The sequence below is a fragment of the Polaromonas sp. CF318 genome (assembly GCF_000282655.1).
Lineage (GTDB): Bacteria > Pseudomonadota > Gammaproteobacteria > Burkholderiales > Burkholderiaceae_C > Polaromonas.
Window position 1 is genome coordinate 1 of sequence record NZ_AKIV01000086.1, and the last position, 24232, is coordinate 24232.

Genomic DNA, 24232 nt, shown 5'->3' on the forward strand with positions numbered 1-24232 from the left:
CCGCAGATCGCTCACCCGCCACCCGCCTGCGAAATCACCGTGCGCTCAATCACCCGGTCGTCGCCCAGCACGATCAGCGCGAACAGCAGCTCGCCCAGGTTGGCCGCCAGTGCGGTCTTGCGCGCCAGCAGCGGCGTGGCCTGCGGGTTGAGCACCACGAAGTCGGCCTCGCAGCCGGGCTGCAGGTTGCCCACCACGCCTTCCAGCCCCAGCGCACGCGCCGCGCCCGCCGTGTGCTGCCACCACAGCTGCTGCGGCGAGAGCGACAGGCCCGGCTTGGTCTGCCCTTCGCGGCCCACGTAATAGGCAGCCAGCATGGTGTGGAAGGGACTGAAGGAGGTGCCGCCGCCCACGTCGCTGGCCAGGCCGTAGGGATACCCGATGCGCTCGGCGCCCTCGTAGTCAAAAAAACCGCTGCCCAGGAACAGGTTGCTGGTCGGGCTGACGGCCGCGGCCGTGCCGGTGGCGCGCATCAGCGCGCGGTCCTCGTCGTCGATGTGAATGCAATGGGCATAGACGGCACGCGGGCGCAGCAGGCCGAACTGCTCATAGACACTCAAATAGCTGCGCGCCTCGGGATACAGGCGGCGCACCCAGGCGATCTCGTCCTTGTTCTCGGCGACGTGGGACTGTATCCAGACGTCGGGGTATTTGGCGGCCAGCTCGCCGGCCCCGCGCAGCTGGGCTTCGCTGCAGCTGGGCACAAAGCGCGGCGTGATCGCATAGCCCAGCCGGTCCACGCCGTGCCAGCGCTGGATCAGCGCCTCGGTGTCGATGAGGCTTTGCGCGGTCTCGTCGCGCACGCCCTCGGGCGAATTCTGGTCCATCAGGCATTTGCCGGTCATCAGGCGCAGGCTGCGCTTTTGCGCTTCGCTGAACAGCGCATTGACGGATGCGGGATGCGAGGTGGCAAAAGCCAGCGCGGTGGTGACGCCGTTGCGCAGCAGCTCGTCAAGGAAAAACCCGGCGGCCTCCGCACTGTGCCCCGTGCCCGAGAAGCGGCTTTCCTCGGGAAAGGTGTAATTTTCCAGCCACGGCAGCAGGCCTTCGGCCGGCGAGCCGATCACGTCGAGCTGCGGGTAGTGGATGTGCATGTCCACAAAACCCGGCGCGATGATGCGGCCCGGCAGGTGTTCGGTGGGGACTTCGGCAAAGCGCGCGGCCAGGGCCTGGTAACTGCCCACGGCCTGCACCACCTGACGCCCTTGCCCGTCCGGGCCCACCACCAGCAGGCCGTCGGCCTCGTAGGCGGCCTGGGCGGGGCCGGTGAAATACAGGAGGGCGGCGCGGTAGGCTTTCATGGGGGCTAGGTTACCGCAGCATATGCGCACCGCGATATGTAAAACGCGATAAGGTGTATCGGACGCTACCGGCCCTCACCCTGCCCCTCCTCCAGGGAGAGAGGGAACAGGAACGACTCAGCGGCTCACGCGGCAGCCATCGCCCAGCGAGGCGCGCCACACGCGCACGGACGTCAGCCCCGGCAGGCGGGCGTCCAGCTTGCGGAAAATGAACTGGCAGAGGTTTTCCAGCGTGGGCGGGCCCAGGTCTTTCACGTCGTCGAGCAGGTGGTGGTCCAGCTCCTCGCGCAGCACGGCGATTTCGCGCCGCACCAGGCCCAGGTCCATGACCATGCCGGTGGCGGCGTCGGGCTCGCCGGCCACAAACACCTCGGCGTTGTAGGTGTGGCCGTGCACGCGCTTGCTGCCTTCGGCCTCGATGGCGCGCTTGAGCGTGTGGGCCGCGTCAAAGTAAAAAGTCTGGCTGATCTCGCAGCGCATGGGTGGGTGTGGGGATGCTTGCTTCATCGTATGCCCGTGATCTTGTGGGTCTGCAGGCTGAGCCGCCAGGCCGGGCGCTCCATGCACAGCTGTATGCAGGTTTCGGTGTTCTGCTGCCTTTGCGGGTTGTCCATGGGCTGCAGGTAGCGGTGCGTGAAATCGGCGGCTTCGAGCTCGGCAAGGTCAAAGCTGGGCTGGGGCCAGACCACCTTCAATTCCTGGCCCGCGCGCTGCACCCAGGGCGCGCCGGCCTTGGGGCTCACGCAAATCCAGTCAATGCCCTCGGGCGCGGCAATGGTGCCGTTGGTTTCGACCGCGATCTGGAAGCCGCGCGCATGCAGCGCCGCAATCAGCTCCACATCGACCTGCAGCAGCGGCTCGCCGCCCGTCATCACCACAAAGCGGTGGGCATTGTCGCCGGCCGGCCACTGTGCGGCAATGCGGTCAGCCAAGGCCTCCGCATCGGCGAACTTGCCGCCCAGCGTGCCATCAGTGCCCACAAAGTCGGTGTCGCAAAACTGGCAGACGGCCGTGGCGCGGTCCTGCTCGCGGCCCGACCAGAGGTTGCAACCGGCAAAGCGGCAAAACACCGCGGGCCGCCCGGCATTGGCGCCCTCGCCCTGCAGCGTGTAGAAAATTTCCTTGACCTGGTAGCTCATGGCGCGGCCTGTGCAGGCATCTGCGAGTGCAAGATCGAAGGGGGAGCGGAAGAAATAAAACAAGCGCCCACACAAGCCGAAAGACCGGGGGTCGCGAGGTTTTTATACATGGTGGTCCTCTACATGGCCCCGGAAGAAACACAATGCGGGCGCGCCGGGACAGCACGCTGAAGGCCCTGATTTTACCGGTTCAGCAACCGGGGCGGAATTTCAGGGGATTTGCGGCCCGGCCGGGCCTCAGGGCACAGGCATCTCGCGCGCCTGCTGCTGCAGCCAGCCGCAAAAGCTGTCCAGCCGCGCATGCGGCCCGGCACGGCGCCTGGCCACGTATTGGTAGGCGCTTTCCTCAAAGCCCAACGGCGCCACCAGGCGGCCGGCACGCAGGTCGTCCATCACCAGGTGCCAGGGCGCGATGCAGACGCCCAGCCCGCCCACCGCGGCCTCCAGCGTGAAGTAATAGTGCTCAAAGGCCGGGCCGTCCTGCGCCGGAAAGCCCGCGTCGCGTGACTCGCACCAGGTACGCCACGCGTCGGGCCGCGTGCGGGTGTGCAGCAACGGCAGGCCCGCCAGGTCCTGGGGCTGGCGCACAGCCGCCCTGGCCGCCAGCGCGGGCGCCATGACCGGTCCCAGGCGCTCCACAAACAGCGGCAGCAAGCTGGCCGAGGCCTGGCTGCCGCGGTCGGCGACCGTGATGACGAGGTCGTAACGGTCGCGGTCCAGGTCCGGCGCCTGCTCGGCCGCGCTGAGGCGGACCTCGGTACCGGGGTGCAGGGCGTTGAAGCCGTACAGGCGCGGAATCAACCATTTGACGGTGAAAGTGCTGAAGCAGCACACGTCCAGCGTTCCGGCCTCGCCGCTGCGCACTTCGCGCACCGCCGCCTCCATCTGGTCCATCGCGGCGGACAGCGCCGGCCACAGCGAGGCGCCGGCGGCTGTCAGCTGCGGCTTGTTTTTGGCGCCCTCGAACAGCACCACGCCCAGCGCCTGTTCGAGTTGCCGCACCTGCCGGCTGATCGCGCCTGGCGTGACCGACAGCTCCTCGGCGGCGGCCGTCATGCGGCCCAGCCGGGCGGCGGCCTCAAAGGCGCGCAAGGCATTCAGGGGTGGAAGGCGGCGCTTCATGATGTGAGTTTATGACACATACATCATGCCAAGAAATCGTTTGGCCAATCCAGGCCTTCCCGCCAAAATTCGCGGTAACTTGGCACACGGCAATTCGCCGAGACCGGCTTTAATTGAGGAAAGATCACATGCCTTTTATCCGCACCCACGTCCACCAGAGCACCAGCCCCGAACACCGGCAAGGCATCGTCATGGGCATACACCAGGCCCTGGTCGACAGCATAGGCATGCCCGAGGACGAGCTCTTCAACATGGTGAACGACTACGGCGCGGGGCAGTTTTTCTTCGACCGGACTTTCAACGGCATGGCGCGTTCGGAGCGGCCGGTGGTCGTCGAGATCACGCTGCGGCGCGGCCGCAGCGATGCGATGAAACGCGCGCTTTACGCGGCCATCGCGCGCAATTTAAAAGCCAATGCCGGCGTGGCGCCCGACGATGTTTTCATCTTCATGCACGAGAACGACTACTCGGACTGGTCGGTGGGCGGCGGCAAGTTCGCCATGGCGCTGGTGCAGCAGCGCGGCCCGGGCTGAAAGAAAACGACCTACTTGCCCGCGACGATCTGGCCGGACGGCAGCGGTGGCAACACCGGATAGGACCTGGCCATCCACAGGTAGAGGCCGGCGCCCACGAGCAACGTGGCGGCGGCGATCTCCAGCGACAGCGTAAAGCCCGCGCCCGCATTGGGCGTGTGGCGCAGCAGCACGGCCACCAGCGGCGGGCCCAGGATCTGGCCGACGCCGTAGGTGGCGGTCAGCAGGCCCATAAAACTCGCGGCCGTGGCGGGCTTGAGGCGGCGCACTTCCTGCATCGCAAAAAAAGTGATGGCGGTAAATGGGATACCCAGCATCAGGCTGCCAATGGCAAAGCCCGCGAGGCTGGGGCTCCAGAGGCTGGCCGCGATGCCCAGGGCCTGCAAAAAGTAGCAGCCCGCCAGCAGCAGGCGGAAATCCTTGCCCGGCGGCAGGCGCGTGGCCAGCAGCGCGCCAATCATCACGCCCAGGCCGAAGATGGGCCAGAACATGTCCAGCCAGGGCGAGCCCGGCAAGGCCGCGCGCGCAATCACCGGCAAAAAGGTGGCGGTGATGATGTAGCCGAAACCGGCCAGGCCGTAGGCCAGCGTGAGCAGCGTCATCTCGGCCTGGCCGTGCTGGGGCGCCGCACCGGGCGAGGCCGCCGCACGCGGCGCCAGCGCGATCAGGCGCTCGTCGCCGCCGCGCAGGACGTGCCACACCAAGGCCGCCAGCACAAAGGACAGCGCACCAAACAGCATCCAGCCCGTAGCAGCCGTCCAGTGCCAGGCCACCATGCCGGTGGCGAACAGGCCGCTGACCACAATACCGGCGCCCGGGCCGACGTAGATGATGCCGCCCATCGCGGGCACGCCACGCCTGGCCAGTTGCGAGAGGCACCAGCCCGAAGTGAACACAAACACCACCGCGCTGGTCACACCCGCCGCAAAGCGCAGCAGCGGCCAGGCGGCGGGGAAATGCCAGCCCATCGCCAGCGTGAGCACGCCAGTGGCGAGCAGCCCGGCGCGCACCAGCGAGGAATAGGCCAGCGAAGGCAGCCATTTGAAGCGCGCCCACAGCCAGGGCTGCAGCGTGCAGAGAATCGCGCCCAGCATGTAGCCGAAGTAATTGGCGCTGGCCAGCCAGCTGGCCGTGGGCAGGTCGACCACGCCGTCGCTGAGCATCATGGGCAGGAGCGGCGTGAAGGCAAAGCGGCCTATGCCCATGGCGACTGCCAGTGCCACCAGCCCGGCCAGTGCGATGGGCCAGGCGCCGTGGGGGGTAGGAGGAGACTCTTGATGCGGCTGCGATGTGGAGGCCATGCCCGGGGTCCTTGCTTGCTTCAGGGTTCTACCCGGATCATACGTTTGGACCGTCGTCCAGGCTGGTGCCGGGCCGAATAACCCCCGGGGAACCTGGATCCGCAGAGTTGAAACCTTATCCGCAGATTACGCAGATTTCCGCAGATTGAAGACAGGAGATTTGTATTCAAGACGCCACCTCAGTTCCCTGCGATGGACACACAACCTTCCATCACATTTTTCTTCATCTGCGGAAATCTGCGTAATCTGCGGATAAATCATCTGCGGAATAAATAATCTGCGGATAAAGACCGCGGCGCTCAGCGAAAGCGCTCAAAGCTCTCATTGAGGCGGTCCACATAACGCGCCTTGGCCGAGGCATCGATAAAGCTGGCCTCAAAGCTGTTGCGCGCCAGCGTGTAGGCATGGCGCGCATCCATGCCGGTGGCCGCAAAGGTCTGCGTGAAGTTCTCGTTCATATAGCCGCCGAAGTAGGCCGGGTCGTCCGAGTTGACGGTGGCGGCCAGGCCGGCATCCAGCAGTTCGCGAATGTTGTGGCTGGCCAGGTCGGGGAACACGCAGAGCTTGAGGTTGGACAGCGGGCACACCGTGAGTGGAATGCGGTCTTGCGCCAGGCGCCGCATCAGCGCTGCATCGCGGCTGGAACGCACGCCGTGGTCCACACGCTCGACCTTGAGCACGTCGAGCGCCGTCCAGACGTATTCGGGCGGACCTTCTTCTCCGGCGTGGGCGACCAGGTGAAAGCCCAGTTCGCGGCAGCGCGCGAACACACGCGCGAATTTCTCGGGCGGGTTGCCGACCTCGCCTGAATCAAGCCCTATGCCGATGAACTTGTCGCGAAACGGCAAGGCCTGCTCCAGCGTTTCAAAGGCGTCCTCCTCGCTCAGGTGGCGCAGAAAGCACAGGATCAGCGAGGCGCTCACGCCGAATTCAGCCTGCGCATCCACGCAGGCGCGGTGCAAGCCATTGACGACGGTGGCCATGCTGACGCCTCGCGCGGTGTGCGTCTGCGGGTCGAAGAACATCTCGGTGTGCACGACGTTGTCGGCCGCGGCCTTGCGCAGGTAGGCCTGGGCCATGTCGTAGAAATCCTGCTCGGTGATCAGCACGCTGGCACCGGCGTAATAGATGTCGAGAAAGCTCTGCAGGTTGGTGAAGGCGTAGGCGCTGCGCAGCTCTTCGACGCTGGCATAAGGGATTTGCACGCCATTGCGGCTTGCCAGCGCGAAGATCAGCTCGGGCTCCAGCGAGCCCTCGATGTGCATGTGCAACTCGGCCTTGGGCATGCGCTTGAGCAGCTCGGTCAGGCGGTCCGCGGCCACGGGTTTGATATCGAATGGGAGGGGCGTCATTTCAGTTCCAGAAGCATCATGGGGAAACGAAAAAGGAAACGAAAAAAGCTGCCCGAAGGCAGCTTTTGAACCTGCGTTGCGAGCGCTCCGGCCCCGCTGAATCGCTCCAGGGGGCGCGGCGCTGCGTCCATTATCTTCAGTTGCCGGGTACCTTGCCCTCGACGCCCTTGACGTAAGTCTTCAGGCCGCCCAGGAATTTGTCGTCGGCCACCACGTCTTTGGCCAGCAGTTCTTTGCCGGTGTTGTCGGTGATCGGGCCTTTCCAGATCGAGAAGCTGCCGTCCTTGAGGCCGGCCTTGACTTCGTCGATGCGCTTTTTGGTGTCGTCAGGCACGTCGGCGGCAATCGAGACGATGTCGATCGCGCCTTCCTTGACGCCCCACCAGGCGGCGGTGTTGCCCTTCCATTTGCCCTCGAGCGCCTCACCCACGGCCTTCACGTAGTAAGGGCCCCAGTTGATGATGGCCGAGGCCAGGTGGGCCTTGGGGCCGTAGGCGGTCATGTCGGAATCCCAGCCGAAGGCGCGCTTGCCCATTTTTTCGGCGGTCTGCAGCACGGCGGAGGAATCGGTGTTCTGGAACAGCACGTCGGCGCCGCCGTTGATCAGGGCGGTGGCGGCTTCGGTTTCCTTGGGCGGGTTGAACCACTCGTTGACCCAGACCACCTTGGTCTTGACCTTGGGGTTGACCGACTGCGCGCCCAGCGTGAAGCTGTTGATGTTGCGCACCACTTCGGGAATCGGCACCGAACCGACCACGCCCAGCGTGCCGGACTTGCTCATCTTGCCGGCGATCACGCCGGCCATGTAGGCGCCTTCGTAGGTGCGGCTGTCATAGGTGCGCATGTTGTCGGCCTGCTTGTAGCCGGTGGCGTGCTCGAACTTCACGTCCTTGGTGTCGCCGGCGACCTTGAGCATGGGCTCCATGTAGCCGAAGGTGGTGCCGAAGATCAGCTTGTTGCCCTGGGCCGCCATGTCGCGGATCACACGTTCGGCGTCGGCCGACTCGGGCACTTTTTCGACAAAGCTGGTGACGACCTTGTCGCCGTAGGCCTGCTGCACCGCCTTGCGGCCGTTGTCGTGGGCATAGGTCCAGCCGCCGTCGCCCACCGGGCCGACGTAGGCAAACGCCACCTTCAGGGGCTCGGCCTTCGCGGCGGGCGCTGCAGCCGCGGGTGCGGCGGCCGGAGCTGCCGGTGCCGCCTCTTCCTTTTTGCCGCAACCCACCAGGGCCGCCGCAGCCACCGCGGACAGGGCCGCCAGCTTGAGCAGGGAACGTTTTTGCAGGTCAGTCATGTCATCTCGCTTTCGTGGAAGGAAGGTGAAGAAAGTAAAACAGGGTGCGCTTGAAAAATGCAATTATGCGGCGGAAACCCAGGACAGGTCCTCAGGCCCCGGGGTAAAACGGCTTGCCGATGGAGCTGGGCATGTTGACGCGAATCCACAGCGGGTTGCGCGAGATCAGCACCAGCACCACGATGGTCGCCAGGTAGGGCAGCATGCTCAAAAACTGCGTGGGCACGTTCACGCCCAGGCTTTGCAGGTGGAATTGCAGCATGGTCACCCCGCCGAACAGGTAAGCCCCAAGCAACACCCGTGCCGGGCGCCAGGTGGCAAAGGTGGTGAGCGCCAGCGCGATCCAGCCCTTGCCGGCAATCATGCCCTCGACCCACAAAGGCGTGTAGGCCACCGACACATAGGCGCCGGCCAGGCCGCAGAGCGCGCCGCCGGCCACCACGGCGGCCAGCCGTATGCGCCGCACCGGGTAACCCAGCGCATGCGCCGATTCGGGGCTTTCGCCGACCGAGCGCAGCACCAGGCCGGCGCGCGTGCGGTACAAAAACCAGACCAGCCCGGCCGTCAGCGCCATCGCGATATAGACCATGGGATGCTGGCGGAACAGCGCCGGGCCCAGCAGCGGGACGTCGGCCAGGAAGGGAATCGGGTACTGCGGCTGCTCGGGCAGTTTTTCCTGCACGTACCTGATGCCGGCAAAGGCCGAAAAGCCCGCGCCAAAGAGGCTCAGCGCCAGGCCGGTCGCGTACTGGTTGGTGTTGAGCCAGATCACCAGTACGCCAAAGATGGCCGCCAGGAAGGCCCCCGCCGCCATGCCGGCCGCAAAGCCCAGCCAGCTGTTGCCGGTGTGCACCACGGTGGCAAAGCCGGCGATCGCGGCGCACAGCATCATGCCCTCGGCACCCAGGTTGACGATGCCGGCTTTTTCGTTGATGAGCAGGCCCAGGGCCGCGATGGCCAGCACGGTGCCCGCGCTCAGCGTCGCGGCGATCAGCAGTGCGGTGGAATCCATCACTCGGCTCCTTTCAGGACTTCGGTAGACGGCGGCGTTGCCACCGGCATGGTGATGGGCCTGGCCAGCCTCAGGCGGTAGGCGATCAGGGTGTCGCAGGCCAGCAGGCTGAACAGCAGCAGGCCCTGGAACACGCCGGTGATGGACTTGGGCAGGCCCAGGCGCGACTGCGCGAGCTCGCCGCCTATGTAAAACATGCTCATCAGGATGGCCGAGAACACCACGCCCACCGGGTGCAGCCGCCCCACAAAGGCCACGATGATGGCGGCAAAGCCGTAGCCCGCCGGCACATAGGGTGTGAGCTGGCCTATGGGGCCGGCCACCTCCAACGCGCCGGCCAGGCCCGCCGCGCCGCCCGAAGTCAGCAAGGCCAGCCACAGCGCGCGGCGCGACGAAAAACCGGCGTAGCGCGCGGCCGCGGGCGCCAGGCCGCTGACTTCATGCCGGAAGCCCGCATAGGTGCGGAACAAAAACAGCCACAGCCCGGCCACGCCCAACAGCGCGAGCAGGATGCCGATGTTCACGCGCGAGCCCTGCATCAGCCGCGGGATCTGCGTCACGGCCTCAAAGGTCTTGGTCTGCGGGAAGTTGTAGCCGTTGGGATCCTTCCAGGGCCCGAAGACCAGGAAGTTGAGCACCATGTCGGCCACATAGACCAGCATCAGGCTGACCAGGATTTCATTGGCGTTGAAGCGGTCGCGCAGCAGAGCCGTGAGGCCGGCCCAGGCCATGCCGCCCGCGATGCCGGCCAGCAGGATGGCCGGAACAATCCAGGGGCCCGTGGTTTTTTCCGCCAGCAGCGCGATGCCGCCGGCCGCGATGGCACCCATGACGAACTGGCCTTCGGCGCCTATATTCCAGACATTGGAGCGAAAGCACACGGCCAGCCCCAGCGCGATGATGAGCAGCGGCGTGGCCTTGACCAGCAGTTCGCCGATGGCATAGGGCGACTTGATCGGCTCCCAGAAAAACACCTGCAGGCCCTTGACCGGGTCCTTGCCGAGGGCCACGAACAGCGCCACGCCAATCAGCACGGTGATCAGCAGGGCCAGCAGCGGCGAGGCATAGCTCCAGAAGGAGGACGGCTGGGGGCGGACTTCAAGCTGGGGCATGCGAGGCCTCCGTCTGCGACCACAGGCCGCTCATCCACTGCCCCACGCGTTCCACCGTGGCGTCGGCGCGCGGCAGCGAGGGCGAAAGCTGGCCCTTGGCCATCACATACAGCCGGTCGCAGATGTCGAACAGCTCCTCGAGTTCTTCACTGACCACCAGCACCGCGCAGCCGGCGTCGCGCAGCTTGAGCAGCTCGCCGCGTATCTGCGTGGCCGCGCCCACGTCCACACCCCAGGTCGGCTGCGAGACGATGAGCAGCGTGGGCTGGGCGTCGATCTCGCGGCCCATGATGAATTTCTGCAGGTTGCCGCCCGACAGCGACTTGGCCACGGCCTGCGGCCCGCCCGATTTGACCTTGTAGGCGGCGATGATGCGCTCGGCCTGCGCCTGCAGCGCGCCGCGGTTCAGCCAGCCGTTGCCGGCGACGGACTCCTTGCGCGTGAGCAGCAGGTTGCGCGCCAGCGAGAGCGAAGGCACGGCGCCGCGGCCCAGTCGCTCCTCGGGCACAAAATGCAGGCCCAGCGCGCGGCGCCGGTGCGGCCCCAGCTTGCCCACGGCCTGGCCCTTGACCACGATGGCATCGCCGGCGGCGCGGGTGTCTTCACCCGAGAGCGCGTACAGCAACTCCTTCTGGCCGTTGCCCGAGACGCCGGCAATGCCCACCACCTCGCCGGCGCGCACCTGCAGCGCCACCTGGTGCAGGTCCACGCCGAACTGTTCTTCCTTCGGCAGGTCCAGCCGCTTGACGTCCAGCACCACGGCGCCGGCGTGCAGCTCGCGGTGCTCCAGCGCCGGCGGCTCGGCGCCAATCATGAGGCGGCTTAGCGAGGCGTTGGATTCCTGGCGCGGGTCGCATTCACCCGACACCTTGCCGCCGCGCAGCACCGTGCAGGCGGTGCACAGCGCGCGAATTTCATGCAGCTTGTGGCTGATGTACAAGATGCTGCAGCCCTGCGCGGCCAGCTGGCGCAGGGTGACAAACAGGTTTTCCACCGCCTGCGGCGTCAGCACCGAGGTCGGCTCGTCGAGGATCAGCAGCTTGGGATGGGTCAGCAGCGCGCGCACGATCTCCACGCGCTGGCGCTCGCCCACGCTGAGCGTGTGCACCGGCCGCGTCGGGTCCAGCTGCAGGCCGTAGGCCTGGGTGGTCTCGGTGATGCGTTTGGACACCTCGGCCAGGCTCAGGTGTTTGCCCAGCCCGAGCCAGACGTTTTCGGCCACGGTGAGCGTGTCGAACAGGCTGAAATGCTGGAACACCATGCTGATGCCCAGCGCCCGCGCCTCATGCGGATTGCGCACCGTCACCGGCTGGCCGTCCATGGCCACCGTGCCGGCGTCGGGCCTGACGGCGCCGTAGATGATTTTCATCAGCGTGGACTTGCCCGCCCCGTTTTCGCCCAGCACGGCGTGGATCTCGCCGGGCCGCACGGTCAGCGAAATGCCGCTGTTGGCCAGCACGCCGGGATAACTTTTGCTGATGCCCTCAAGCCGCAGCCGCGCTTGCGGCCCGGAGGGGCTGTCGTTGGGGGGCTGTGCTGCGCTCATTGTCTCGTGGTGTCCGTTTTTTTAAGGTCGTCGGTATTCTAGGGAGCCGGCCTCACGCTTCACGCCCCGGCCGGCGCGGGAAACTATTCTTTTCGCAGCATGGACGCCACGGACTTGACCCTCTCGCGCAGCCATTTCGCGGCATTGGAGGCATGGGTGCGTTCGTGCCAGAGCTGGTAATACATCATGCGGGGGAACTCCACCGGGCTGGGCAGTATGGCGACCGGCAGGATCGCGGCAAAACGTTCGCAATACTGGCGGCCCGTGGTCATCACCAGCAAGCTTGATGCCACCATGGACGGCATCAGGCCGAAGTGCGGGCAGCGCACCGTGATGTTGCGCGCCAGGCCCAGCGTGTCCAGGTGCTCGTCGATCACGCCCTTGGCGCCCGGGTGCAGCGCCGAAGGCGCGATGTGCTCGGCTTCCAGCCAGCTTGCGGCATCCCAGCCGCGGCGCACCGCGGGGTGGTCCTTGGCCACCAGGCACACCACCTCGTCGCCGAACAGGCGCGCCATGTGCAGGTCGTCGGGCGGCGCGGCCCAGTTGCCGATCACGATGTCGGCCTGGCCCTGGGCCAGCTGCGCGCGGTAGTCGGAGTCGGCCGACAGCGGCTGGATCTCGATGCGGCAGCGCGGCGCCTGCGCCTTGACCTGCGCGACCAGCTGCGGCAAAAAGAGCGGGTCCAGGTAGTCGCTGGCCGCCAGGCGGAAGGTGGTGTCGGCCGTGGCCGGGTCAAAGCCGCGGGCGTCGCTGAACAGCATGCCGGCCGCGCGCAAAATGCTGGCGGAAGGCTCAATCATGCGCAGGCCGGCATCGGTGGGCACCATGCCCGCGCCCGAACGCACCAGGATGGGGTCGCCGGCCAGCACGCGCAGGCGCTTGAGCGCCGCGCTGACGGCGGGCTGGTACATACCCAATCGGATGGCGGCGCGTGATACGCTGCGTTCAGTAAGCACGGTGTTCAAGACCCTGATGAGATGGAGGTCTATCTTGTCGAAAAGCGCCTGGTCTTTCATACCTTTTCACCCATGCGCTTGATATGGGCTTTGATATGCCGGGCACGGCGTGAGTGTTTAACCTGAAGCATGGCTGTCCCACTTTTTTCCAGACCCATCCGCTTCATCAGGCGGGGGGAAGTTGTTTCCGTAAGCAATGTACCACCCAGCCGCACCCTGCTGGACTTGCTGCGCGAGGACCTGGCCTGCACCGGCACCAAGGAAGGCTGCGGCGAGGGCGACTGCGGCGCCTGCACCGTGGTGCTGGGCGAGGCGGCCGGCGGACAGGTCCAGTACCGCGCCATCAACAGCTGCATTCGGCTGGCGCATTCAATTGACGGCATGGCGCTGTGGACCGTCGAAGACCTAGCGAAAGACGGAACCCTGCATCCCGCGCAGCAAGCCATGGTGAATGAACACGGCTCCCAATGCGGCTTCTGCACCCCAGGCTTTGTCATGAGCCTGTTCGGCATGTACCAAAACCATGTGTGCAAGGGCGAGCCCATCAGCCGGGAACTGGCGCAGGAAGAACTCTCGGGCAATCTCTGCCGCTGCACCGGCTACCGGCCCATTCTGGACGCCGCGCAGGCCATGGCCGCGCTGCCGCCCGTGAAGGTCGATGAAGCCGCCCTGCTGCGCCAGCTCCAGTCCCTGCGCTCGGAGCCCGGTGTGACCGAAACAGCGTACCTGGCCCCGCGCACCCTGGCCGGACTGCTGCAAGCCCGCGCGGAACAACCCGGCGCCCAGCTGGTCGCCGGCTGCACCGACGTGGGCCTCTGGGTCACCAAGATGCACCAGGAATTCGGCCAGGTGATCGATGTCACCCGGGTCGAAGAGCTGCGGCGCATTGAACACTACCCGCACCACATCGCCATAGGCGCGGCCGTGACGCTGGCCGACGCCTATGCCGCGCTGGTGAAAGACCGGCCGCAGCTGCACAACTTCGCGGCCCGCTTTGCCGGCCTGCCGGTGCGTAATTCGGGCACCCTGGGCGGCAACGTCGCCAACGGCTCGCCGATCGGTGACTCCATGCCGCTGCTGATTGCGCTGGGCGCGAATGTGGTACTCATGAGCGTGCGCGGGCATCGCGAGATGCCGCTGGAGAAGCTTTACACCGGCTATCGCAAGAACGTCATGGCGGCCGATGAGGTGCTGGCCTGGATCAAAGTGCCCAGGCCGCAGCCCCTGGAAGCGATGAAGGTCTACAAAATCTCCAAGCGCTATGACGACGATATCTCGGCCGTCTGCCTGGCCATCAACCTGCAAGTGCAGGACGGCAAGGTCATCGCCGCCTCGATAGGCGCGGGAGGCGTGGCCGCCACGCCGGTGCGCGCGGTGCAGACCGAAGCGGCGCTCAAGGGCCAACCCTGGACCCAGGCCACCGTGCAGCAGGCCATGGTCACCTTGCGCGCCGAGTTCTCGCCCATCTCCGACATGCGGGCTTCGGCCGCCTACCGCAGCGAGGTGCTGGGCAATTTGCTGCAGCGCTACTGGCTCGAGAGCCAGGGCTTGCAGCAGATCAACCTGGCCTCCTTCCGGCTGGAGGAGGCCGCATGAATGCCAAGGACATATCCATGAGCCGCGACGTGGTGGCCGACCCGGCCGTGCGCACGGCCAACGCCCACGCCGACGGCGTGCCGCCCGCCGACCCGGCCGAGAAAACTTCGCTGGCCCGCCAGCCCGCCGGCGCGCGCGCGGCCGGCCGATCCACCCCGCATGAAAGCGCGCGCGCGCAGGTGGCCGGCGCCGCCACCTATGTCGACGACATTCCCGAACTGCGCGGCACGCTGCATGCCGCGCCCATACTTTCCAGCGTAGCGCACGGCCGCCTGCTGGGCGTGGACACGGCCGCGGCCCTGGCCATGCCCGGTGTGCGTGACGTGATCCTCGCGCGCGACATCCCGGGCGACCCGGTGCTGGGCAATTTCTCGCATGACGAGTCGGTGTTCGCGCAAGAGACTGTGCAGCACATAGGCCAGGTCATAGGCGTGGTGGTGGCTGACACTGTGATGCAGGCGCGCCGCGCCGCGCGCAAGGTGGTGTGCAACATCCAGCCCCTGCCCGCCCTGCTCAAGGCCCAGGACGCGCTCAAGGCTGAAAGTTATGTGCTACCACCGGTCTTTGTGAAACGCGGCGACGCGGCGGCCGCCCTCAAAAAAGCCGCCCACCGGTTGCAGGGCACGCTCGAAGTCGGCGGCCAGGAACACTTCTACCTCGAAGGCCAGGTCGCCTACGTCGTGCCGCAGGAGCAGCAGCAATGGCTGGTCTATTCCAGCACCCAGCACCCCGGCGAGATCCAGCACTGGGTGTCGCACGCGCTGGGCATTGCCAACCATGCGGTCCGCGTCGAATGCCGGCGCATGGGCGGCGGCTTCGGCGGCAAGGAAACCCAGTCGGGCCAGATGGCCGTGTGGGCCGCGATTGCCGCCCACAAGCTGCATTGCCCCGTCAAGCTGCGGCTGGACCGCGACGACGACTTTATGGTCACCGGCAAGCGGCACCCCTTCGCCTATGAATACGACGTGGGTTTTGACAACAGCGGCCGGCTCACCGGCCTCAAGCTCATGATGGCAGTGAATTGCGGCTTTAGCGCCGACCTTTCAGGCCCGGTGGCCGACCGCGCCGTCTTCCATGCCGACAACGCCTACTTCCTCGAAGACGTGGAGATTGCCTCCTACCGCTGCAAGACCAACACCCAGAGCAACACCGCCTTCCGCGGCTTCGGCGGCCCGCAGGGCATGATCGTGATCGAGGCCATCATGGGCGACATCGCGCGCACCCTGGGCCTGGACCCGCTGGACGTGCGCAGGCGCAACCTGTACAGCGACGAAGTCGTCGCAGCGGCGAACGCGATCGCGCCGGAACGGCGCCGCGATACGACGCACTACCAGATGAAAGTCGAGGACAACATCCTCGAACCGCTACTGAGGCGGCTGGAGGCAAGCTCTCAGTACCGGCAACGCCGCAAAGCGATTGCCGCCTGGAACCAGCAAAGCCAGGTCATCCAGCGCGGCATCGCCCTCACCCCCGTCAAGTTCGGCATCTCCTTCACCGCCACGCTGTTCAACCAGGCCGGCGCGCTGGTGCACGTCTATACCGACGGCAGCGTGCAGGTGAACCACGGTGGCACCGAAATGGGCCAGGGCCTGAACACCAAGGTCGCGCAGATCGTGGCCGACGAACTCGGCGTGCCCCTTGCCCAGGTGCTGGCCACCGCCAGCGACACCAGCAAGGTCCCCAACGCATCGGCCACCGCCGCCTCGGCCGGCACCGACCTCAACGCCCGCGCCGCGCAGTACGCCGCCCGCAATGTGCGCGACAACCTCGCGCAGTTTGTCGCCGGTCTGGACCGCTGCGGCGCGGGCGCCGTGCAATTTGAAAACGGTCAAGTCGTCACGCCCGCAGGCGCGCGGCCCTTTACCGAAGTCGTGAAGCTGGCCTATGCCAACCGCATACAACTGTGGAGCGACGGTTTTTACCGCACGCCGAAAATCCACTACGACAAGACCACCCTGACCGGCCGGCCGTTTTATTACTTCGCCTACGGCGCGGCCTGCACCGAGGTCGCCATAGATACGCTGACCGGCGAAAGCCGCGTGCTCAAGGTCGACATCCTGCACGACGTGGGTACTAGCATCAACCCGGCCATAGACATAGGCCAGATCGAAGGTGGTTTTATCCAGGGCATGGGCTGGCTCACCACTGAACAACTGGTGTGGAACGATAAAGGCCTGCTCAGCACCCACGCACCCAGCACCTACAAAATCCCCGCCACCGGCGACGTGCCCGAACATTTCAAGGTCGATTTCTGGCCCGAGCCGAATCGCGAAGACAACGTCTTCGGCAGCAAGGCCGTGGGCGAGCCGCCGCTGATGCTGGCGATCAGTGTGTATGAGGCGCTGCGAGATGCGATTGCCTTTGCACGACCGGGACAGGCCGTCGCGCTGGAGGCGCCTGCCACGCCGGAGCATGTGCTCAAGGCGCTGGGCGGGACCTGAACAAAGCGGGGTTCAGGCAGCTCGGTACATCCCCGAATCCCCACGCACCCCCAGCTTTTTCCTGAAAGCCTGGATATCAAAGCCCTCGCTGGCAAGCCGCTTTTGCATCACGGCCTGGGCGGCGGCCACGGCATCGGCATTGGCCCACTCCACCACGGTCACCACGTCGAACTCGCTGCTGTCGCCGGTTTGGGTCAGCACGTGTTTTTGCAGGCAGCCCGGTTGCTCGCCCAGCATGCGCTGGACCTGGTGAATGCGCTCGACAAAAGCGGAGATGGACTGCGATGGCACGACAAATTTGTCGACGCGGAACACGGAGGCGGAAGAGGAGGTGGAAGAGGAAGCGGGGCTGGATGAATCGCTGGACATGGAAACAACTCCTTTGAAAAAAGCGGGCCGATTGGCTCGCAAAAGCAGGAGTCTAGAACCTCAAGTAAAGTTGAGGTCAAGCATTTTTTTGCAAGGAAATCCATGGGCACGGAACTGGAACAGGCCGGCATCTTCCCCACGCTCTCGGTCGGCGACATGGCGCGCCGCAGCGGCGTGGCGGTTTCAACCCTGCACTTTTATGAAACCAAGGGGCTGATCAGCAGCACCCGCACCGAGGGCAACCAGCGACGCTATGCGCGCGAGATGCTGCGCCGTGTGGCTTTTGTGCGTGTGGCGCAGCGGGTCGGCATCGCGCTGGCCGACATCGAGGCGGCCCTGTCCACCCTGCCCGCCAGGGCCGCGCCCAGCCGCGCCGACTGGGAGCGCCTGTCGGCCGCCTGGCGCGCCGACCTCGACGAGCGCATGGCGCAACTCAAGAAACTGCGCGACACGCTGGACGACTGCATAGGCTGCGGCTGCCTGTCGATCGACAAATGCCGGCTGCGCAATCCTTATGACAAGCTGGGGGAACAGGGCACGGGGCCGCAGCGCTTGTGGGTGAGGCGGCGGGATGGCGCTTAGAGACTGAATTTATCCACAGATTTCGCAGATTTACACAGACTAAAACCAGAAGTTTGTATTTGTCTTATCTGCGTAAATCTGCGAAATCTGCGGATATAAAACTGCCCCTTCATCCCTCAGAGAACAGCGTCACGATGGTCTGCCGCATCCACCGGTTGCCGGGGTCCGACTCAAACCGTTTGCTCCAGTGCAGCGACACCGTGAAGTCGCGCAGGGGAAACGGCGGCTCGATGATGATGTAGTTGTCCGTTGCCGCGAATATCCTGGCGATGTTCCGCGGCATGACCACCGCGAGGTCGGTGGCCTGGACGATGGAGGGCAGCACCATGAAATGTTCCGTCGTCAGGCGCAGCCGGTCTTCCAGCTGCAGCATTTGCAGGATGCGCAACGTGTCGGAGTGGGTGCGCACCGCCACGAACTCCAGCTGGCGCAGCGCATCCAGCAAGGCCTGGCCGCCGCGCCGCGAGCCGGCAAAGGGGTGGCCCGCGCGCAGCAGCACCACATAACGGTCCTTGAGCAGCTGCACGCGCTGGGTGTCCTTGACCGTGGGCAGAAAGCCAAAGGCAAAGTCGATGCGCCCGCTGTCCAGCGACGCGGCAATCTCGCCGCGGGCCACGGGTGAGGTCTCGATGCGCACGCCGGGTGCCTGCCGGCGCAATGCCACCATCAGGTCCGGCAGGAAGCGGCCCTCGCCGATGTCGCTCATGTGGATACGGAACACCTTGCGCGATTGCAGCGGTTCAAACAGCACCGACTCATTGAGCGCCTGCTCCAGCGTGGCCAGCGCGCTGCGCACCGCGTCGGCCAGCCTGTCGGCCTTGGGTGTGGGCTGCACGCCGCCGCCGGCCCGCACAAACAGCGGGTCCTTGATCAGCAGCCGCAGGCGCGTCAGGCCCTGGCTGGCGGCGGGCTGCGTCAGGTCCAGCATTTCTGCCGCGCGGCTGACGTTGCGGGTGCGATAGACCGCGTCGAACAGCCTAAGCAAATTCAGGTCTATGTCTTTTATATGCATTGAATGAATACTAGATAGTTTTTCTATTTTATTGATTGATAGTTTCCCGAAGGCCAAACTCCAGACTCCCCACAAGAGAACAAAGCAATCAGGAGACAGGCCGTGGAAGTTTCATTCAGCAAGGAGATCGAGTCGCTGCGCATGGGCGCGGGCGAGACTTTTCGCGGCGAAGGCATACTCGCGATCACCAAGGCGCTGCTGCAGTCCGGCGTGGCCTATGTGGGCGGCTACCAGGGCGCGCCGGTCTCCCACCTGCTGGACGTCATGGTGCAGGCCAAGCCTTATATGGACGAGCTCGGTGTGCATGTGGAGGCCTGCTCCAACGAAGCCTCCGCCGCGGCCATGCTGGGCGCCTCCATCCACTACCCGCTGCGCGGCGCGGTGACCTGGAAATCCATCGTCGGCACCAACGTCGCCGCCGACGCGCTGTCCAACCTTTCTTCGCCCGGCGTGCTGGGCGGTGCGCTGATCGTGGTCGGTGAAGACTACGGCGAAGGCGCCAGCGTGATCCAGGAGCGCACCCATGCCTATGCGCTGAAGTCCTCGATGTGCCTGCTGGATCCGCGCCCGGACCTGGAAAAAATGGTGGAGATGGTCGAGCACGGGTTTCGCCTGTCGGAAGCCTCGAACATGCCGGCCATCCTGGAGCTGCGCATACGCGCCTGCCACGTGCGCGGCAGCTTTGCCTGCAAGGACAACCGGCCGCCCGCGATATCGACCCGGCAACTGATGGCCGAGCCCGCCGCCTTCGACTACGCAAAACTGGCCCACCCGCCGGTCACCTTCCGGCATGAAAAACTCAAAACCCTGGAGCGCATCCCGGCCGCCCGCCGCTACATCCTGGAGCAGCGGCTCAACGAGCTGATGGACGGCCCGCGCAAAAATCTCGGCCTCATCGTGCAGGGCGGCATCTACAACACGCTGGTCCGGTCGCTCCAGCAGTTCGGCCTGTGCGATGCCTTCGGCAAAGCTGAAATTCCCATCCTCGTGCTCAACGTCACCTACCCGCTGGTGCCCGAGCAGGTGGCGCAGTTCGCGCTGGGCAAAGAAGCCATTCTGGTGGTCGAGGAAGGCCAGCCCGAGTACATCGAGCAGGAGATCGCCACCTTCTTGCGCCGGCGCGACGTCAACACACGCCTGCACGGCAAGGACATGCTGCCCTCGGGCGGTGAATATTCGGTGGAAGTCGTGGCCGCCGGCCTGGCGGCTTTTATCGCGCGTTACGCGCCCCACGTGGACACAGCGGAGGCCACCGGCTGGTTGCAGGACAATGCCGGGCGCCGCGAAGCCGTAGGCCGGCAGATCGAGGCGCAGCTGAACCAGCCCCTGCCGGCGCGCCCGCCCGGCTTTTGCATAGGCTGCCCGGAGCGGCCGGTGTTTTCCGCGCTCAAGCTCGCCCAGCAGGACGTGGGGCCGGTGCACATCGCGGCCGACATCGGCTGCCATGCCTTCGGCACTTTCGCGCCCTTTTCTTTCGGCCACTCCATCCTGGGCTACGGCATGAGCCTGGCCAGCCGCGCCGGCGTGTCGCCCATGATGGCGCGGCGCACCCTGTCCATCATGGGGGACGGCGGCTTCTGGCACAACGGCCTGCTGACCGGCGTGCAGTCGGCCCTCTTCAACGGCGACGACGCGGTGCTGCTGATCTTCAAGAACGGCTACACCTCGGCCACCGGCACGCAGGACATCATCTCTACGCCGGGCGTTGACGCCAAATTCAACGCGGGCGACAAGCTGCAAAGCCTGACCGGAACCAACACCACCATCGAAAAAACCCTGCAGGGCCTGGGCGTGCAGTGGCTGCGCACGGTGCACACCTACCACGTCGAGGAAATGCGCCAGACGCTCAACGAGGCCTTCACCACCGGCTTCAACGGCCTGAAGGTCATCATCGCGGAAGGCGAATGCCAGCTCGAGCGCCAGCGCCGCATCAAGCCCTGGCTGGCCGGCCTGCTCAGGAAGGGCAAGCGGGTGGTACGCGTGAAGTACGGCGTGGACGAAGACGTCTGCAACGGCGACCACGCCTGCATCCGGCTCTCGGGTTGCCCGACATTGACACTGAAAGACAATCCCGACCCGCTCAAGGTGGACCCGGTGGCCACGGTGATCGACGGCTGCGTCGGCTGCGGTCTGTGCGGCGCCAACGCGCATGCGGCCACCTTGTGCCCCTCGTTTTACCGCGCCGAAGTCATCCAGAACCCCAAGTGGCACGAACGCCTGCTGGACGGCGTGCGCGCCGCGCTGGTGCGCGCCATGCAGACATGACCCCCACGCTTGCCACTTCGTGTGCTGTGCTGCCCCCCGAGGGGGCCGCGTTTTGCCTCGGGGCGGCCCGGCGGCAAAACCTCTCGCAATAAACATGAATCAACAAAAACCCATCACCTTGCTGATTTGCGCCCTGGGCGGCGAAGGCGGCGGCGTGCTGACCGAATGGCTGGTCGACATCGCACTGGCCAGCGGCTACGCGGCGCAAAGCACCTCCATTCCCGGCGTGGCGCAGCGCACCGGCGCGACGACCTATTACCTGGAGGTGTTCCCGGTGCCGCTGGCCGAGCTGCAAGGCCGGCGCCCGGTGTTCAGCCTGAACCCCGTGCCCGGCGCGCTCGACAGCATCGTGTCGTCCGAGCTGCTGGAAACCGCGCGCCAGATCGGCAACGGCATGAGTTCGCCGCAGCGTACCCTGGTCATCACCTCCAGCAGCCGCACGCTGACCACGGCCGAACGCGTGGTGCCCGGCGACGGCCGCACCGCGGACGCGCCGCTGCTGCAGGCCATCGCGGCGCAAAGCAGGGCCAGCCAGGTGCTGGACATGGGCCGGATCGCCAAGGACTGCGGCACGGTGGTCAGCGCCGTGATGCTGGGCGCGATTGCCGGCAGCGGCCTGCTGCCCTTTGCGCGCGAGGCCTATGAAACCGTCATCCGGCACGGCGGCAAAGGCGCCGAGGCCAGCCTGCGCGGCTTTGACCGGGCGTTCGGGCAGGTCGGCGCGCAACGCGCGCAAACAGCCCTGGTCACCGGGCTGCTGTCCGGCCCGGATCCGCTTGCGCCCGTCCCCAAAGGGCTGGAGGCCGACCTGGCCCGCATCTTTCCGCAGCCGGTGCACGAGATGCTGGCCCTGGGCCATGCGCGCATGCTGGAGTACCAGGACCGTGGCTACGCCGACCTCTATGTGCGGCGCCTGCGGCAGGTGCTGGCGGCCGAGCAGCTGGCCGACCCCGCCGCCGCGCAGGGCTATGCCACCACGCGCGAGATGGCGCGCTGGCTGGCGCTGTGGATGGCGTTTGACGACATCGTGCGCGTTGCCGACCTCAAAAGCAGTGCCGGCCGCTGGCGGCGCGTCAGCGGCGAGGCCGGGGCGGGCGCGGACGACCTGCTGCGGGTCTACGACCACTTCAAACCCGGCGCGGCTGAATTCGCCGCCTTGCTGCCCCAGGGCCTGGCCGCGCGCGTCACCCGCTGGGACCGCTCGCGCGTGGCCAGGGGCAAGGCGGCCTGGGCCGTGCCGCTGAAGGTGGGCACGCACTCCGTCCTCGGCATGCTGTCGCTGCGCCTGCTGGCCAGCCTGAAGTGGCTGCGCGTGCGCGGCAGCCGTTTCGCCACGGAGCAGGCGTTGATCGAGCAATGGCTGGCGGGTGTCGTGAAAGGCAGCCGGCAACATTGGCGGCTGGGCCACGAGATCGCGCTGTGCGGCCGCCTGATCAAGGGCTACGGCAGCACCAACGAGCGCGGCAAGGACAACCTCATGCATGTGCTGGAGCACCTGGCCGCGGGTGCGCCCTTTGCCTCGGACGAATTGCGCGCCGCCGCCATTGCCCAGGCGCGCGGCGCGGCGCTGGAGGACGAAGCCGGCAAGGCGCTCGACCAGGCGTTGCTGCGCCACGGTGCGCCGGCGCGCCCCGTCAAGGCGCAACCGATCCGGTGGGTGGACAACCCGCACCGCAAATCACGCGCCGCCAAGGCGATTTGAAGCACCCCGTTCGAACCCAAAAAAAAGGAGACGCCCCATGAAACTTCACGTCCTATCCAGCCTGCGCGCACTGCCGATGCTGGCGCTGGTCGCCGCCAGCATGTTTCCCGTCGCCCGGGCACAAACCGCCTCCGCGCCCTCCGGACACGCATGGCCGGCCAAACCGATCCGCCTCATCGTCAACTTTCCACCGGGAGGCGCGGCCGACCAGCTGGCGCGCGCCATCGGCGTGCCGCTGGCCGATGTCCTGGGCCAGCCGGTGGTCATCGAAAACCGCGCGGGCGCCAACGGCAATATCGGCGGCGAGGTGGTCGCCAAAGCCCCGGCTGACGGCTACACGCTGCTGATGAGTTCGGGCGGCATGGTCTCCGTCAATCCGCACCTTTACCCCAAAATGGCGTTTGACCCGGCCAAGGACCTGACGCCCGTGGCGGCCGCGGCGCGCGTGCTGGTGTTTCTGGAGGTGAAACCAACGCTTCCGGCCGGCAATATCAAGGAGTTCCTGGCCTACCTGAAGGCGAATCCCGGCAAATTGTCTTTCGGCTCGCCGGGCAACGGCAGCTCGCCCCACCTCGCGGCCGAGATGATGAAAGCCCAGGCCAACCTGTACGCCGTGCACGTGCCCTACCGCGGCGCGGCCCCGGCCATGCAGGACCTGCTCGGCGGGCAGCTCGATTTCATGTTCGATCCGGGCATAGGCCTGCAGCATGTGAAAGCCGGCAAGCTCAAGCTGCTGGCCGTGGGCAGCGCCAAACGCTCGCCCCTGTTCCCTGACGTGCCCACACTGGAGGAAGCCGGCCTCAAGGGTTTTGATGCCGACACCTGGTTCGGCTTCTACGCGCCAGCCGGCACACCGGCCGATGTGGTCGGCCGGCTGAACCGCGAGATCAACAAAATCCTCGGCACCCAGGCGGTGCGCGACCGCATCTCGGCGATCGGCGGTGTGCCGGCGCCCATGTCGCCGGCGGACTTCGGCAGTCGGGCCGCGATCGACGGCACGCGTTTTGGCGCGCTGATCCGGGCACGCAACATCAAGGGTGACTGAATCCGGCATGAGCAAACAGATCACCCACACGGTGCGCGTGGAGTTTGGCGACTGCGATCCCGCCGGCATCGTGTGGTTTCCCAATTTTTTCCGCTGGATAGACGCCGCGTCGCGCCGCTTTTTTGTGCAATGCGGCGTGCCTTCATGGCGGGAAACCGAAAAAACATGGGGCGTGATCGGCACGCCGCTGGTGGACACTCACTCGCGTTTTGTCTGCACCGCCACCTATGGCGACGCACTGGCCATCCACACGAGCATTCCTGAATGGAGGGCGAAAAGCTTTGTGCAGCGCTACCGTGTGATGCGCGGTGAACAACTGATCATGGAATGCGAGGAGGTACGGATTTTCGCCGGGCGGCGCGAGGGTGAGCCCACAAGCATCCGGGCTTTGCCGATACCGCCGGAAATCAGGAAGCTCTGCGGCTAAGCCCATGGAATGAATTTATCCACAGATTTCGCAGATTTACGCAGATAAAGACAAATACAAATATCTTGTTTTAATCTGCGTAAATCTGCGGATATGAATCTGCTCCCTCCTCCGGGAGAGAGGAT

The 24232-nt window shown here is 65.9% G+C and carries 21 protein-coding genes; 8 read left to right on the forward strand and 13 right to left on the reverse strand.

What is annotated here, in order from left to right:
• Positions 1-11: 11 nt before the first annotated feature.
• The 4 genes from guaD to PMI15_RS16500 all read right to left on the reverse strand — a co-directional run bounded on the left by guaD (position 12) and on the right by PMI15_RS16500 (position 3562).
• Positions 12-1301 carry a guanine deaminase gene (gene guaD / locus PMI15_RS16485; RefSeq protein ID WP_007871541.1) on the reverse strand — a complete coding sequence of 430 codons (1290 nt, stop codon included), beginning with the start codon at positions 1299-1301 and terminating at the stop codon, positions 12-14.
• Positions 1302-1418: 117 nt separating this feature from the next.
• Positions 1419-1781, reverse strand: coding sequence for a 6-carboxytetrahydropterin synthase (locus tag PMI15_RS16490; protein WP_007871547.1), 363 nt, complete (start codon positions 1779-1781; stop codon positions 1419-1421).
• 23 nt (positions 1782-1804) lie between these two features.
• Positions 1805-2440, reverse strand: a complete 636-nt coding sequence (gene queE, locus PMI15_RS16495) for a 7-carboxy-7-deazaguanine synthase (RefSeq protein WP_007871550.1) — start codon at positions 2438-2440, stop codon at positions 1805-1807.
• Between the two features lie 237 nt (positions 2441-2677).
• Positions 2678-3562, reverse strand: coding sequence for a LysR substrate-binding domain-containing protein (locus tag PMI15_RS16500; protein WP_007871554.1), 885 nt, complete (start codon positions 3560-3562; stop codon positions 2678-2680).
• A gap of 128 nt (positions 3563-3690) precedes the next feature.
• Here PMI15_RS16500 and PMI15_RS16505 point away from each other — a divergent pair, with 128 nt between their 5' ends.
• On the forward strand, positions 3691-4095 hold the full coding sequence (locus PMI15_RS16505; RefSeq protein WP_007871558.1) for a tautomerase family protein: 405 nt from the start codon (positions 3691-3693) through the stop codon (positions 4093-4095).
• A gap of 11 nt (positions 4096-4106) precedes the next feature.
• Here PMI15_RS16505 and PMI15_RS16510 read toward each other — a convergent pair whose 3' ends face one another.
• From PMI15_RS16510 to PMI15_RS16540, 7 genes are all read right to left on the reverse strand, one after another.
• Positions 4107-5396 carry a YbfB/YjiJ family MFS transporter gene (locus PMI15_RS16510; protein WP_007871560.1) on the reverse strand — a complete coding sequence of 430 codons (1290 nt, stop codon included), beginning with the start codon at positions 5394-5396 and terminating at the stop codon, positions 4107-4109.
• Positions 5397-5695: 299 nt separating this feature from the next.
• Positions 5696-6748: an adenosine deaminase gene (locus PMI15_RS16515; RefSeq protein ID WP_007871563.1), complete on the reverse strand. Its 1053-nt coding sequence runs from the start codon at positions 6746-6748 to the stop codon at positions 5696-5698.
• A gap of 136 nt (positions 6749-6884) precedes the next feature.
• Positions 6885-8042 carry a BMP family ABC transporter substrate-binding protein gene (locus PMI15_RS16520; protein ID WP_007871565.1) on the reverse strand — a complete coding sequence of 386 codons (1158 nt, stop codon included), beginning with the start codon at positions 8040-8042 and terminating at the stop codon, positions 6885-6887.
• Positions 8043-8133: 91 nt separating this feature from the next.
• Positions 8134-9054 (reverse strand): ABC transporter permease, encoded by a 921-nt coding sequence (locus PMI15_RS16525; RefSeq protein ID WP_007871567.1) that lies wholly within the window; start codon positions 9052-9054, stop codon positions 8134-8136.
• Positions 9054-10166 (reverse strand): ABC transporter permease, encoded by a 1113-nt coding sequence (locus tag PMI15_RS16530; protein ID WP_007871568.1) that lies wholly within the window; start codon positions 10164-10166, stop codon positions 9054-9056. Before PMI15_RS16530 ends, PMI15_RS16525 begins: the two co-directional genes overlap by 1 nt.
• On the reverse strand, positions 10153-11712 hold the full coding sequence (locus PMI15_RS16535; protein WP_007871570.1) for an ABC transporter ATP-binding protein: 1560 nt from the start codon (positions 11710-11712) through the stop codon (positions 10153-10155). Before PMI15_RS16535 ends, PMI15_RS16530 begins: the two co-directional genes overlap by 14 nt.
• An 83-nt stretch (positions 11713-11795) precedes the next feature.
• Positions 11796-12728, reverse strand: coding sequence for a LysR family transcriptional regulator (locus PMI15_RS16540; RefSeq protein WP_007871572.1), 933 nt, complete (start codon positions 12726-12728; stop codon positions 11796-11798).
• A 69-nt stretch (positions 12729-12797) separates the two neighbouring features.
• Between PMI15_RS16540 and xdhA the strand changes: the two genes are divergently transcribed.
• Together xdhA and xdhB are read left to right on the forward strand one after the other, a co-directional pair.
• Positions 12798-14264, forward strand: a complete 1467-nt coding sequence (gene xdhA, locus PMI15_RS16545) for a xanthine dehydrogenase small subunit (RefSeq protein WP_007871574.1) — start codon at positions 12798-12800, stop codon at positions 14262-14264.
• A complete protein-coding gene (gene xdhB / locus PMI15_RS16550; RefSeq protein WP_007871576.1) occupies positions 14261-16705 on the forward strand; it encodes a xanthine dehydrogenase molybdopterin binding subunit in 2445 nt (814 codons plus the stop codon). The genes xdhA and xdhB overlap by 4 nt, the downstream gene beginning before the upstream one ends.
• Before the next feature lie 12 nt (positions 16706-16717).
• Here the strand turns inward: xdhB and PMI15_RS16555 are convergent, their stop codons facing one another.
• The gene (locus PMI15_RS16555; RefSeq protein ID WP_007871578.1) at positions 16718-17074 is read right to left on the reverse strand and encodes an antibiotic biosynthesis monooxygenase; all 357 of its coding nucleotides are present in this window, start codon (positions 17072-17074) and stop codon (positions 16718-16720) included.
• A gap of 102 nt (positions 17075-17176) precedes the next feature.
• Here PMI15_RS16555 and soxR point away from each other — a divergent pair, with 102 nt between their 5' ends.
• On the forward strand, positions 17177-17656 hold the full coding sequence (soxR, locus tag PMI15_RS16560; protein ID WP_007871581.1) for a redox-sensitive transcriptional activator SoxR: 480 nt from the start codon (positions 17177-17179) through the stop codon (positions 17654-17656).
• A 109-nt stretch (positions 17657-17765) separates the two neighbouring features.
• Here the strand turns inward: soxR and PMI15_RS16565 are convergent, their stop codons facing one another.
• The gene (locus PMI15_RS16565; RefSeq protein ID WP_007871584.1) at positions 17766-18668 is read right to left on the reverse strand and encodes a LysR family transcriptional regulator; all 903 of its coding nucleotides are present in this window, start codon (positions 18666-18668) and stop codon (positions 17766-17768) included.
• Positions 18669-18770: 102 nt separating this feature from the next.
• Between PMI15_RS16565 and PMI15_RS16570 the strand changes: the two genes are divergently transcribed.
• The 4 genes from PMI15_RS16570 (at position 18771) to PMI15_RS16585 (ending at position 24107) form a co-directional block, all read left to right on the forward strand.
• The gene (locus PMI15_RS16570; RefSeq protein ID WP_007871588.1) at positions 18771-20933 is read left to right on the forward strand and encodes an indolepyruvate ferredoxin oxidoreductase subunit alpha; all 2163 of its coding nucleotides are present in this window, start codon (positions 18771-18773) and stop codon (positions 20931-20933) included.
• A 94-nt stretch (positions 20934-21027) separates the two neighbouring features.
• Complete coding sequence (locus PMI15_RS16575) at positions 21028-22635, forward strand: indolepyruvate oxidoreductase subunit beta family protein (RefSeq protein WP_007871591.1); 1608 nt, start codon at positions 21028-21030, stop codon at positions 22633-22635.
• Positions 22636-22672: 37 nt separating this feature from the next.
• On the forward strand, positions 22673-23680 hold the full coding sequence (locus tag PMI15_RS16580) for a tripartite tricarboxylate transporter substrate binding protein (RefSeq protein ID WP_007871594.1): 1008 nt from the start codon (positions 22673-22675) through the stop codon (positions 23678-23680).
• Between the two features lie 7 nt (positions 23681-23687).
• Positions 23688-24107 (forward strand): thioesterase family protein, encoded by a 420-nt coding sequence (locus PMI15_RS16585; protein ID WP_007871597.1) that lies wholly within the window; start codon positions 23688-23690, stop codon positions 24105-24107.
• Positions 24108-24232 lie beyond the last annotated feature (125 nt).